Below are 12,975 nucleotides of genomic sequence, written 5' to 3'. Positions count from 1 at the left end.
TAGTTCTTATATAACATACTTTGTCATTCAATGTTATACAAAAAACCATACTTTACCTATACAGGAAGGTAATTAATGCTTGGAAAACACCTTTTTTAACTGAATTTGTTATGAATTTATAACCATACGAGTTAAAATTTTAATAATTTGAATTTAGGTGGTTTAATGAAATCTAACCATTTAATTAAACATTCTTTGTGCCAAAGAACTATCTAATACAAAAGGATTACTATTTCCTTGATAGGATTCAATTTTCGTATTTCTCTCAAGTTCTAATTGATCAACAGGATCGTTGATATGCCAAGTTAATAATGTAGATTTCATATAATTAAAAAAGTCCTCATTGGCATAAGACACATAAGAATTTACATTGGTAGCGTTATATATGGTGTAAAAATAAAAAACAACTCTTGCAATGTCGCCCTTCTTACTTTCTTGAGGTTCTAATGAACATTGTTGTGTGGGTGTAAGCAATGGGTATGATGCATCCTGATCAGTTTCTGTATAAAAATCAATGTTTGAAGTAGGTATAATATTTAATTGCTGATTTAAATAAAACCAAGATTCAGTATCATTATCTACAATGTCATTAAAAGGACAGTTTCCTCTAGCAGAATTCACCTCTATTCTCGATGGAAACAGATTAAACATATCACTTCTTGCAGGTTCATCACCAGCACCCATACTCTGAGGATAAATATGTTCAGCATTAATTCCTAAATTAAAAGCATGTATTGAAGGATCTGGATCGGTTGAATAATCCATTAAAATTGTAAAATTAGAATAAACGCCTTTTAATTCTTGAGTAGATAAATCAATATCTACAGCACTATATAAAACATCTCTAGCAACGCTATATCCCAAAGTTTGACTTGGCGAATAATTAGTTTGTAAACAGGTTAGGAATTCATTCAATGTGACAGCCGTATTGCAAATCTGTTCAGTTGGAGAATCAACAATAGCGTGCCAAGTCACACCATCAAAAATATTGAGCACATTCGAGTCTGTATTAAAAATAATGAGTCCTTTAGAGGTATTCGAAACATTTATAGCATCTCGCTGAGCTGAATTCATTCGAGGTGGCAAAAATCCTAATGTCGTACTTTCTACTTCCAGAGCTGATGAATTATCAGGTGTGTCTGTACCCACACCCACTTGAGAAAAAATCGAGTTAGATATGAAAAATGCTAGTATTAGAAAGCTAATAGTTCTCATAGACTGTTTTCAGCACCTTTAGTATTTGCATTTGCACTAACACTCCAAGCACCAGCTTGGGATCGCTCTATAGCAGCATTTGTATTTGTTGTACTCGTTTCAAAAACGCCCACATTAATACTTAGTACGCCATTGGCAATGCCGTTACTTGCTGTAAACGTTCCTTCATAACTTAAGAATTCTATAAGTCCTGAAGGACCACTTATTGCTATACCATCTGGACCACCATTTTGTATCGCGATCGATTCCCAAACATAATAGCAATTTGAGGCATCACAAGTTTGTATTAGATTGTCTAAAGTTTCCGTTAAATAAGAAGTCTGATCTGATCCATTGTATAATGCCACTGTGTATTGAGATAAATTGGAAGGTTGACTTCCTAAATTTCCTGTTATTCTAATTTCAACAAACTCATTAACATCTGTGCCTGCATTATCGTAATGAAATTCATTAATTCTTACAGCATTAGAGTTTACAACTCCTACTGCACCAACATAATTACTTTTCACCTCCAAACCTGTTAATGCTCCTGAAGACGCAATAGGTGTTATTCCAAAGCTTAAATATTTACCATCATCACTAGCCGAAATGGAATAATTTGTAGATGTCGCACCTGTTATAGCAATTTCATTTGTGCCTGAAGCATCATCTGCACGATACCATTGATATAAGGACACATCCTCAATATCAGATTCTGCATCTTGATAGATATAAGTTCCAGTTATAACTTCACTAACATTAAGAGTACCACTTATAAAAACATTTGTTGCCGTTGGAACTTCATTTGCTGTTGGACAATAAATATTTTCCCAACTCGTGCCATTATAAACTTGTAAACATTGTTGAGTACCGTCAATAAGATAAATAAGTAATCCAATAGCTGGGTTTGAAATAGCATCACGTTGCACCTCATTCATTCGAGGTAAAAGAAATCCACCTGTTGTAGATGACACATCCAATATTGCGGATTGATCTGGTGTTGCAGTACCTATACCTACTTGTGAGAAGGCATTAATTGAACACACCATCAAAATAAAAAGAAATAGGGATTTCTTCAAAGTATCTGTTACTAATTAAGTTTCCAAATATAACGCTTAGAAGATATTTGATATAGTAATAATTCTATGCTATTTTAAATTATAGTACACCCATTTTATAAAACAGAAAGAGTTATTTTATTGTTTTGTGAATTAAGGCTAAATAAATTTATATTAACAATAAATTACAAATCGACTCCTCTATGTAATTTACGCTTCCCTAAATTATGCTCTTGACGGATTTTGTTTTCAGTTTTCGTTATCACATGATGCTCTTCATAATTGTGCCATGTTGCTCCTGCTTGAGTTGCATGATAAGGGCTAGTCAACCTTACAGTACTTTCCCCATGTTGTTGCCTTATAGCATGACCTAATTCATGGCCTAATACCAAAAAGGACGGCATAAGTTCTTTTGATCCAGTATCAGTAACTGGGTCCCAGTCATGACCTAAAGCATAATAATCACCCATTGCTGGCGCATCTCTAAAAGGAATCCTAGAGCCACTACCAGGTCCAGGAAGTGTGGTTTTTAATTGTTGCTTTGTAAGTTCAACTTGCGTAGTTGGATCAAGTGTTTGGCCTCGTCTTGCATTACCAATAGGCAGGCGTTTATGAGATGCACGATTATCATATGGTTTAGCAGCTGGCTCGCCACCAATTAGAGGATTAATAGTAATAACATGACCAGGATGGGTTGTTTTACCCGTTGTAGCTTTTGTTAATAAGCTTCTTCCATATGATCCAGACATTAACTGTAAATAATGAGCATGAATCTCTGCTTTTTGCTGAGCGCTACTAGCTGGAGCAACTCGTAATTTGCCTGCGTTTGTTGTGAGATTTGTCCAAAGTGCTTGAACTCTCTGCTGCTCTGCATGTCCCATTGAATTAATTCCTGGTACCCAAATTTCACCTCCATGATGTACAGTTAGTCGAACGACATCTCTCCTTTCGGTTTGAACATCATTTAAAAAAGCCATAATAACATTATGATAAGGACTATGATTTGTACCATGCATTGTAGCCACAGCTTTATTCTGAGCATACCAATCATAGGCTTCTTGCTCCATACGATGTAGAAGAGAAAGTTTGCTTTTTCTAGCATTATTGCCTACTACTGCTGCACTAGCATGATAAGCATTTAACAACTTAATAATTGATCTAAAATTTAGGTTATCATAATAGACTTGTTTTTCAAAGAAAATATGAGCAAATTTTTGACCATAACCATGACCACCTGCATCATAAATTTGTTCAATATTTTGCCTAAAAGTAGTTGTAGTCCAAAGAGGTTGAAGAACGTCACTAGAAATCGAATGTGGAGACTTAGCAATTGATTCAACTTGTTGCTCTTTTTGTTTTTCAGAAACTCCTCTTAAAAAGTTGAAAGAATCCTTTAATTTTGATTGTTTAATAGAGACAGGACGATTGTCCTTAAATTGAAAAACAGACGCTTTTGAACTTTGATTCAAATTTGAAGCTGCCAATATTGATTGGTTATCTTTTTTACTTATTTTATTGGCAAAAGTGTACATTATTGTTTGCTAAATGTGATTTGATATAAATGTCTTATCATACCACTAAATTTTTAAGACATTAAATTAAATACTAGTATTCATATTGAAAACCCCTCTACTCCTCGCATCAGCTTGAGCCACAGCTTGAGCAGCAGTCTGAGCAGCATGTGGATTGTTTGCTGCATTAAAAGCATCACGTGCTAAAATATGAGCATCACGTGCTGAAGCATAATTACCAGCTGCAGCATAAGCATTACCAGCATTTGTGTGAGAATGACCAGCAGAATTTACGGCAGCAACAGCAGCATTATGATCCTGAATATTTATGGAGTGTAGCCAATTTGCCCTATAAGAATGTGCAGAAGAAGTAGCAGAAAGGGCTACAGAATTAGCAAAAGATTGGTCGTCACCAGCAGCTTTATAATTATTTGCCGCTGAAACATGAAATTTACTAGCTTCACTGTGTGCTATAAAGGAATTGAGGTGATCTCCAATGGCGTTATAATAATCTGCTCTTATATTATGAGAATTAGCAATAGAAGAATAGAAATTACCACGAGCAATTGAGCGATGTGTAAGAAGCACATCAGGAATATTTTTTGTTTTGTCATTAAAGTCTTTACCAGCTTTATCAACATACTTATTGAAGCCCTCTTTCCCTTGTGAAGCAGCAATTTGAAAAGTAGGAGCATCACTATGAGAAACATGAGGGCGAATTTCATCAATAATTTTCCCATTTTCTATTGAACATGAAAAAATTGGAGGTTCTCCTTCTATTTGAACAATTAAGGAGAATTTTGGTAGAGGTTTACCTGAATGAGTACTTACTAAACCTTTATTAAATTTACTTACACCCTTTTCTTTATAATAGAAGCCTATTAAATTACTTGTTAACTTTTGGATCCAGTTCAACGGATTCCCGTCACTTTGTCTTATCCAATCTGCCGCACCACTATGTTCTTTAATCGTAATTATGGCAGTCGCTGAGTTTCTTATATTTTTTGCTCTATCTTTTCTAACCAATTGCTCAAACGCAGTATTAATATTTGTATTTACCTGATCTTGACCTCCAGACACAAATTTATGCTCTACCGCATGATGAATAGCTTGTGGTTGAAAAAGACCTACATTTGACTTAGCAGAAAAAACATCTGGTTCAGTCGTCTTGTCAGCACCAAAACTAGCTGCTAGGTTTTTTGTTAAAAGATGTTTTACCCCATGCCATTCACTTAGTTCTCTCGCTTCTACTATTGCTGCATTTTCTGTCCATTTATCAAGGTTTCCAGGTGGAGCTCCCAATGGATTATAATTCAAATATTCATTGTGATATCTATTGTATACATTTAAAATTTTTGCCCAATCATGATGAGGATCAGTTAACCTCTGAATTGTTGGATTTCCATCTATAGAATTAATAGGTTTTCTCTCAATACTTTTACCAGAAATAAAGCTAATTGATCGTAAAGCCTTTGCTCCCATTACATCGGCTTCTTTTTCTAATCCATAATCATCATTAACATTGACTTTTCCTTTCAGTTGCATGGTCGGTTTTACTCTTCCTTGTTTTTGCTGAACGACATGCCAAGCTTCATGTGGTAAATGCTTTTCTTGACCTGAAGCCAAATGAATATCTGTGCCTTGTGCATAGGCATGCGCATTAAGTTGGGCTGGTTTACTTGAATTGTAATGAACTTTTGTATCACTCATGTCGATACCTGAGAGGTTTTCAATACCGGATTTTAATTGATCGGGCAAGCCTGTAGTATTAACTTTTCTTTGAATACTTGTAAAATTTCTATTATCAACAAGAGTCACACTTTTGGAGGATACCTTCTTTTGTATTACGGATGTTTTAGTTTTACTTTTATTGCTATAAGTTTTCATGGCACATTGTGATTTACAAGTTGTTTTAATTCACTCAGGTTTCCTTTAAATCGATTAAGATCAACTTTATCATTTATAAAAGGGACTACCGCATCTAATTTATTTTGCCAAAAGACCCAATTTGAAGCTCCTGGTTGTTCTTTAGAATCTGGATCGGCAATCCAAACAGGATAATCCTTTAACTTTCCTGATGCTAATATTTTTTTATAATAATATCTATTAGTATAAATTATAGGTTGTTTTCCAAACGCTTTTTCTACTAAACCAAGCCATATTAATAGATTATCTTCAAGTTGATCTCTATGAACATTGGAAAAGTCTATCTTTTCAATATCAAGAGCTGGTGGCAAATCTGTTGGTTTGTGGACCGTTAAAACACTATCAATAAAGTTTTTTGCTTGTTTTTCAGGTGTATCTTCAAGTCTATCTGTTACGTAATAAAAATAGGCACCACGAAGAATGGTGGTCTTTGCAACATTTGTCCATTGATTAATAAAAACCGGGTGGTTTTGTGGAAAATAGATACCTTCGGTTGCTTTAATATAGACAAATGAAATGCCAGCTTTTTCAACTTCTTTCCAGTTTATTTCATTATTTGTTTCGTGAATATCAATACCTGTTAAAAATCCCTTTTTAGAATTAGAATTTACATAATCACTTAAGCTTGTCGCTTGAGCAGTATTACTATTTGAAGAATTTGTACCATTCTTTTTCTTGTCGCAACCTAGCAATTTACTTAAAAGACCTTTTAACAACCATTTAGTTGCAGTCTTAATTCGATTCCAAATGCCTTTAAACAATTTGTTTTTAGTCATAAACTTCAATATTAATTGCATCCAATATATCATAGAGTTCTTGTCTCTTGGTATTTAAATAGTTCCTTATGTCTTTTCCAAAATGATTTCTTTCTTAGTTTTACTATCACAGCACTACCAACTAAGGCATCATCTCTTTTACGTTGATGGATCATTTCTTCTGACATTTTAAAAGCATTATAATCTAAAACAGAGCTAAATTCATAATTCTGTATTATGTCCTCCATTTTAGCCGTTTGCGAATCATAATAGCTGATTTTTGGTTTTCTACCCGTTAATAATCTCACAAGACTTTCATTATATAACGGATACATCTCAAATAAAACACCAAACACAAATTTTTTTACTTTATAATCATCATCATGTGACCTATTGTGATTAGTTTCTATTTTAATATGATAATGTTCAATCTCTAAGCTTAAATTTTTTTCTAACGACTCAAGCTTATTTTCTATTTTTGAAGGATTACATCCTAGGATTAGAAATACTCTTTTAGACGTAATTAAATAACCATAAATATTAAACTTCTTATCCTTCACCGACGTATTTAGGGCATTAGCAATAATTATTCGTCTATAATAATGTGGGATTTGTTTTCTCCAATTACCAATAACTAAGGTTGTATAAAACAGTCTACGGTTTCCATATTCAAGGTTATTATTATCTCCATGCAACTTATCGTGATTTTTATGCAAAGATCTATGTTTGGCTTCTTCTTTTCTTTTTACCTTTTTTTTATGCTTTTCCAAATCTTCATCTTCTTGATGATGAGATGAGTCATGAGAATGGTTTCCTTTTTTTTTATGATCTGTTTTATGATTTTCTTTCATTAGACAAAAGGATTAATAAGTTGTACTTAAGGTTTTATTTTCCTTTTTAAACTCTCTTCTAATACCATTAATCAACTCTGTCATATCAACGATGTTATCATTTCTTCTAACGACAGATAAAGCACAATATCTTAAAACATTAATAATAGAACCTCCAGTTAATTCATAATCGGTTGCTATTTTCTTTAAATCTATTTTCTCGTCCAGACTACAAACTCCAGAAAACGCATTTTTCCATAGTTGGTAGCGTTCCTTTGGACTAGGCATAGTAAAATGAATCATAGCTTGAAACCTTCGTGTAAAGGCTTCATCCATATTAGCTTTAAGGTTTGAGGCAAGAATAATAGTTCCAGGAAATGATTCAATTCTCTGTAATAGATATGATGTTTGCTGATTTGCATGTCTGTCGTTTGACGAATTTGCTGTTGTTCTTCTTCCAAATAAGGCATCAGCTTCATCAAAAAACAAAATCCAATCTTTATGCTGTGCTGCGTCAAATACTCTCGCTAAATTTTTCTCAGTTTCACCAATATATTTTGATACAATCATTGATAAATCTATCCTATAAACATCTCTATTAGTTGCTTTACCCAAAAGCGTTGCTGTTAACGTTTTTCCTGTTCCTGGTGGACCATAAAAAAGGGCACGATAACCTGGTTTAATAATTTTTTCTAAACCCCATTCATGCATAAGTTTCTCATTATAAAATAACCATGAGTTAATTTCATCAATTCCACTCCTAGTAACATTATTTAAAACAACATCTTCCCACTCCATCTTTGTTGTTATTTTCTGAGCTGGAAAGTGGGTACTATGTTCAATTTTCAACTCTTCTCCAGTAAGAAAATAATGAAACCACCTATCATTCATACTAAGTATTCCATTGAGATTTGGAATGTGAGCTTCTGTGTCAGACAACTCAATAACCTGCTCTTTAATTAGTAGACTTTCTTTCCCAATAATATCAAATAAGGCTTCTCTATATTCTGGGTTATTTGCTGTAATTAAAAATGTTAAAGTTTGTCCTGTAGGCAAAAAACCACTATGATTTGTATCCAAGATGCCTCCAAATTCAGTAAACCCACGATCATACATTTTATTTCTTCCAAAAAACACGTCTAAAGCCTGAGGCAATAGATGAGGTGCCATTGTAAGTGCTAATGCTAAACGATCAAATGTATTTAAATTCCATTTTTTTATTGAATTAGCATATGCATTATCAACTTTTGTTAAATCTGGTAAAGGAATATCTAACCAATGTTTTTCGTGTCCATCATGCATTAGGTAACTACCAATAACCTGATTTATAACTTGGCTAAGCCAATTTATTTCAGTTATTAATGTCGTTATTGAATAGTTCGATTTCATCTTTTAAAAGAATTTTTCTATATCATTAAGATCAGCGTTAGTCCATTTAAAATAGGATAATGCTGTATTAGGGTTAAGTTGATTTGCTTGAAGAAGGTCTAATAAATTGAGTTTATTGTGATTAGATAATCTAGGCATGGTAACTGTATCATCGTTTCTTAGTTCGTAATCAAAAAAGCTATTTGCCCAAAGGCTATCGTTATCACGTTTAGAAATAAAATCACTAATAAAAGCTTCACTTTGTTCTTCTCTTACTGTTAATCGCTGTGCCTTAAAAAACATTGGTTTACGCTTAGTTTCTTGATTATAGAATTCAATGTTTTTAGATTTAATAGTCTTAGAAGACGGATGTCCAAAAAAATCGACTAACCCAAAATTCTCGCTGTCTGTTGCGATCTGTAATTTTCCTTTTTTTGAACTGGCTATTGCAATTGCACATTCCGAAGTTGTTGCTGTTTCTGTAACTACATACACTTCTCTAAAGGAATATAAGACTTGGGTTAATTTTATAATTAGTGCGTCTTGAATAGCATCCCAGTTTGCTATTTTTATGGATTTGGGGTTATTTCCTTTAAATAAATAACTTCCATTTGAATTGAATTTTAGAGTTTGTTTACTAAATTCAAACTCACCCTCTACTATATCTGTTCCCGTTCCTCTTGCCGAATAAGGTTTAGTTACACCATCATTAAAACTCCAATTTAAACTACTATGAGCTATATCTTTTTTTATGCAATCGTCAACAATATCTACAATTCTATCGTTATAAATATTTCCAAGCACTAGCATTTGACCATTATGAATTTGAAAAAAATCTCCTGGATAAACTTTTAATTGCAATGGTGAAGTTGGAATATATCCAGTATTAGCATAGAATCCTCTATAAAATTTTTTATATGTAACGTCCATAATTATTATTGTTTAGATAATCCATTGCCTTTAATAAAAAGCAATGGATTGATTAGTAATACTATGATGCTAAAGCTGCAGCAATCGCAGCTTGGTTACCTGCAACTAAAGAACTTAGTTTAATCTCTGCTTTGTTTAACATGATAGTAGCTTTGCCTAATTCAGAAATGGCATCATTATTAGCTTTTTTTGCTTTTGCATAATCTAATTGAGCATTATTATAAGCTTGATTTAATTGGTATTCAATTGAAGATTCGTGGTCTTCAGTTTTACTACCATTAAACTTCCGACCTGTTAATACACCAAGAAGTTTATATGACTTTGGATACTGTAATGATGCAGCAGCTTCAGATTGTATATTGCTAGCTTGAGCTGTAAATGTAGATTCTAAAGCAACTAATGATACTGCAACAGCATTATTAGCATCTTTTCCAGCGGTACCAATCATACTAATAAGTTCATCTGATATTAATTCATTTTGTGCTTTCTTACGAATCACCGTTGTCGCTAGTTTATTGATAATTTCTGCCGAATATATAAGTTCATCTATAACTGTTTTAAAATGTGATGCAACAGCTTCCATTTTCGTATCGGCAGCTACTATTTCATCATACGCAATCGTAGAGTTTTGTGCTAAATTTCTTGCGTTTTGGATGACTTCATCTACTAATTTTTTATTATTCAAAGCTGTTTCTCTGTTAGTTGTAGCAGCAGCATAGAATTGTTCAAACATTTCTGACTTTTCTGTGAGTGAGGTCACAATAGCTTCAAATTGTTCTACTTTATGTTGTGCATTTAATACCTTAATTTTTAAAGCATCCAGTTCTGATTTTTTCTTTTCAGTAATTCCGTATCTTTTTAAATCTGTTTTCATAATTTATATATTTAAATGTTATTGTTTTTTAGTAAATCTACCATAGGTAAATGAAGGTGTATCCATAATATTTGAAATGCTACTAGTGTACATAATAGATTTGCTTTCTGGCAATTTTGACACAGCAAACACAACCGGAACATAATCATTATGCAAAATCAAAGGTGTCCCGTAATTATCTGTCGTATCTGGCTTAATCTTAACCTGAAATGACCTCTTATTATTACCATTCTCTTCATCAATATCTCCTGAAATAGTTAGTCCCGTAAAAACTGGTTTAGCAATCGAATAATTACCTGCTGATACTTGTTCAGCTAGAACTTCATTAAAGAAAATACCACCTTGATCATTGTCTACATTAAAGCTAATATTAGCAATAGTTTCAATCTCTTTGGAAATTACTTCATTCATTTCTTTCTCTTTTTCTGGAATTTTCTTCGACTGAAGATCTACAATAATCATATAATGATTAGCTATTTGTTCTACCAATTCATTAATTTTCTTTTGCAATTTTGTTTTATTTGTAGCAGATGTTTTAGAATCGTTAATTGATGCTTCAAGTTTTTCAACCTCCTCTTTCTTAGAGATTATCTGTGTTTTATACATTTCTATTTCAGATTCAAAACCAGCAATTTCGTTTTCAAATGGCTTAATTTTGTTATTGAATTCTGATTGCATTGTTTTGATCAGAGTTGCTGACTTTTCAACATTTATAAGTCCTTCAGTATTAATTAAGTCATTGATGAGTGTTTTGTCATTGGGCAGAAACATACATCTATATTCAACTCCGTCTTGAGAATTATTGCTTGACGTTAGCATTGAAAATGAGAATGTAGCATCCTCTAATAGACTCGCTTCAGGAATTGAAATTGGATCCTGAGGTTTAACAGAGCAACCATCGTAGGACGTCATGATTTTTAAATCAGGCGTAGTAAGTTTATCCTTTGCAGTCTTAATTTTTGCTTCCTGTGGACTAATCTTACCAATAATTCCGTTCAAGTTCGTTTCTAGTGATTCCGTCAGCTTAATTCTAGCCGCGATTCTATCTTTTATTTCCTTTTTCTTTTTGTTATCTGCTGGTAGAGTTTCTGTTTCGGTTAAATATTTATTTTTTTGTTTAAGAGCTCTAATTTCTGATTGTATACTATTTCTTTGCTCTTCTAAGTTTAATAATTTCGCTTCTTCAATTTTAATTTCAGTATTTATGGCACTTATGTTTTTTACATCATAGGTTTCAGTATAACAAAAACTCTCACAATTTGGACTTTCTAATTCATGAGTTAAAGTAAAAGGCAATGACGCTGCAGAAATATAATCTTCAAAATTATTTAGCGCCTTTTTATATTTTGGATCAAATTCAGCCACAATAAAAATCACATAATTAAATCCAAGTTTAACTTTCTCTTTGTCTGTATCATATAAATTATCAAGACTAATGGTGCATGAAATTGTGTCTTCATTTCTAGTAACTGGAGCTTCTACAGGAAGTTTTATTGGAAAAAACCTTTTTTCTTTATTAGGTTCATATGGAAAATCATCTTGATAAATATGCTCAGCAAATGCCAATGAAACAGTTGATTTTTTCTCCTCTTTAACAAGTATAACATAGTATCCAGTTACAGGATTATCCATTGGTGGGTTTACTAATTCAAAAAATGTACTTGACAGTTTTTCTGTACTAGCTGGCTTTTTGAAAGATGACTTTATTAGATCAAAATTCACGTTATAACCTGTTGGTGTTAACTTATCAACAGTAAGATTTAAATTAAGTTCATCATTTGTGATTTCATAACTTTCAATTGTTGCTTCATAATCAACAAACGTGTCTTCTAACTTTCCTTCGGCACTTTTCTCTTTTGTATTAGAGGTCGCTAATGTTTCATTATCTGCAGCGACAGTTTGAGATACCAAATCAAATTGAGATGATGCTGTTTTCAATAGATCCTTTACTGAAGCATCTGTTACAGTTGCAATAGAATTTACTGCATTAGATGATATGCTTGCAGTCAACTCTGAGGCTTCCATAGCTAGTTGTGAGGCATACTCTGCGTTATATGCCGTTGTACTTATGAGTTTAAATACATCGTGATAAGGATTGCTGATTTCTGTTTTATAATCGGCAACATTAGCAATACTATTAATACTTGCAATATCACTTGCTAAGCGAACTATTGCTGTAGTTGCCACTTGAATATTAGCGGCACAAACTGCAGCATTGCTAACCGATTTTTCTACATAAGTTTTTTCTTGATTCGCAGCCATTAAAACGTTTGTAGAAATATTATTATTCTTCACTGCTTGCTCTTTAACCATGGCCTTTTGCTCTAATACGTCTTTTGCTATCTCCAATTTTTCAGCAGCTTTAACTCTAGCGCCTTGAGCATAGTATAAATTGAACATAGACGCATTATATTGCGACTTCATTTTTTTTGTTTGGAGTTCCTGGCTATCCAATGATTCAACTACACTGGCCCGAAGATTGTCATTATAAGTATTCATATTATTTGTTTTTTATAATTAATATTTACT

10 protein-coding genes are annotated in these 12,975 nt (G+C 32.8%); all 10 read right to left on the bottom strand.

Annotation, left to right across the window (positions count from 1 at the left end):
- Nucleotides 1-180: 180 nt before the first annotated feature.
- The 10 genes from VOI25_RS14970 to VOI25_RS14925 all read right to left on the bottom strand — a co-directional run bounded on the left by VOI25_RS14970 (nucleotide 181) and on the right by VOI25_RS14925 (nucleotide 12,945).
- Nucleotides 181-1,215, bottom strand: a complete 1,035-nt coding sequence (locus VOI25_RS14970; protein WP_323789900.1) for an endonuclease — start codon at nucleotides 1,213-1,215, stop codon at nucleotides 181-183.
- Nucleotides 1,212-2,273: a hypothetical protein gene (locus VOI25_RS14965; RefSeq protein WP_323789899.1), complete on the bottom strand. Its 1,062-nt coding sequence runs from the start codon at nucleotides 2,271-2,273 to the stop codon at nucleotides 1,212-1,214. The genes VOI25_RS14970 and VOI25_RS14965 overlap by 4 nt, the downstream gene beginning before the upstream one ends.
- 164 nt (nucleotides 2,274-2,437) lie before the next feature.
- Nucleotides 2,438-3,784 carry a hypothetical protein gene (locus VOI25_RS14960; protein ID WP_323789898.1) on the bottom strand — a complete coding sequence of 449 codons (1,347 nt, stop codon included), beginning with the start codon at nucleotides 3,782-3,784 and terminating at the stop codon, nucleotides 2,438-2,440.
- Nucleotides 3,785-3,850: 66 nt separating this feature from the next.
- Nucleotides 3,851-5,650 (bottom strand): DUF4157 domain-containing protein, encoded by a 1,800-nt coding sequence (locus tag VOI25_RS14955; RefSeq protein WP_323789897.1) that lies wholly within the window; start codon nucleotides 5,648-5,650, stop codon nucleotides 3,851-3,853.
- Nucleotides 5,647-6,465: a glycoside hydrolase family 25 protein gene (locus VOI25_RS14950; protein WP_323789896.1), complete on the bottom strand. Its 819-nt coding sequence runs from the start codon at nucleotides 6,463-6,465 to the stop codon at nucleotides 5,647-5,649. Before VOI25_RS14950 ends, VOI25_RS14955 begins: the two co-directional genes overlap by 4 nt.
- A 29-nt stretch (nucleotides 6,466-6,494) precedes the next feature.
- Entirely contained in the window at nucleotides 6,495-7,295 is an 801-nt protein-coding gene (locus VOI25_RS14945) for a hypothetical protein (protein ID WP_323789895.1), read from the bottom strand.
- A 12-nt stretch (nucleotides 7,296-7,307) separates the two neighbouring features.
- A complete protein-coding gene (locus VOI25_RS14940) occupies nucleotides 7,308-8,663 on the bottom strand; it encodes an ATP-binding protein (RefSeq protein WP_323789894.1) in 1,356 nt (451 codons plus the stop codon).
- Nucleotides 8,664-8,666: 3 nt separating this feature from the next.
- Nucleotides 8,667-9,572: a hypothetical protein gene (locus VOI25_RS14935; protein ID WP_323789893.1), complete on the bottom strand. Its 906-nt coding sequence runs from the start codon at nucleotides 9,570-9,572 to the stop codon at nucleotides 8,667-8,669.
- A gap of 61 nt (nucleotides 9,573-9,633) precedes the next feature.
- Nucleotides 9,634-10,446, bottom strand: a complete 813-nt coding sequence (locus tag VOI25_RS14930; RefSeq protein WP_323789892.1) for a hypothetical protein — start codon at nucleotides 10,444-10,446, stop codon at nucleotides 9,634-9,636.
- 18 nt (nucleotides 10,447-10,464) lie between these two features.
- A complete protein-coding gene (locus VOI25_RS14925; protein WP_323789891.1) occupies nucleotides 10,465-12,945 on the bottom strand; it encodes a hypothetical protein in 2,481 nt (826 codons plus the stop codon).
- Nucleotides 12,946-12,975: the final 30 nt, after the last annotated feature.

This window comes from Psychroserpens sp., from assembly GCF_034670085.1.
In the GTDB taxonomy this organism is placed as follows: Bacteria; Bacteroidota; Bacteroidia; order Flavobacteriales; family Flavobacteriaceae; genus Psychroserpens.
Note: the sequence above shows the minus strand (reverse complement) of the source record. Positions and strands in the feature narration are given on the sequence as shown.

Excerpts from the sequence above, each read along its gene's own strand:
- VOI25_RS14955 (WP_323789897.1), bottom strand. The coding sequence starts at position 5,650 with ATGAAAACTTATAGCAATAAAAGTAAAACTAAAACATCCGTAATACAA.
- VOI25_RS14950 (WP_323789896.1), bottom strand. The coding sequence starts at position 6,465 with ATGACTAAAAACAAATTGTTTAAAGGCATTTGGAATCGAATTAAGACT.
- VOI25_RS14935 (WP_323789893.1), bottom strand. The coding sequence starts at position 9,572 with ATGGACGTTACATATAAAAAATTTTATAGAGGATTCTATGCTAATACT.
- VOI25_RS14940 (WP_323789894.1), bottom strand. The coding sequence starts at position 8,663 with ATGAAATCGAACTATTCAATAACGACATTAATAACTGAAATAAATTGG.
- VOI25_RS14930 (WP_323789892.1), bottom strand. The coding sequence starts at position 10,446 with ATGAAAACAGATTTAAAAAGATACGGAATTACTGAAAAGAAAAAATCA.
- VOI25_RS14970 (WP_323789900.1), bottom strand. The coding sequence starts at position 1,215 with ATGAGAACTATTAGCTTTCTAATACTAGCATTTTTCATATCTAACTCG.
- VOI25_RS14945 (WP_323789895.1), bottom strand. The coding sequence starts at position 7,295 with ATGAAAGAAAATCATAAAACAGATCATAAAAAAAAAGGAAACCATTCT.
- VOI25_RS14925 (WP_323789891.1), bottom strand. The coding sequence starts at position 12,945 with ATGAATACTTATAATGACAATCTTCGGGCCAGTGTAGTTGAATCATTG.
- VOI25_RS14960 (WP_323789898.1), bottom strand. The coding sequence starts at position 3,784 with ATGTACACTTTTGCCAATAAAATAAGTAAAAAAGATAACCAATCAATA.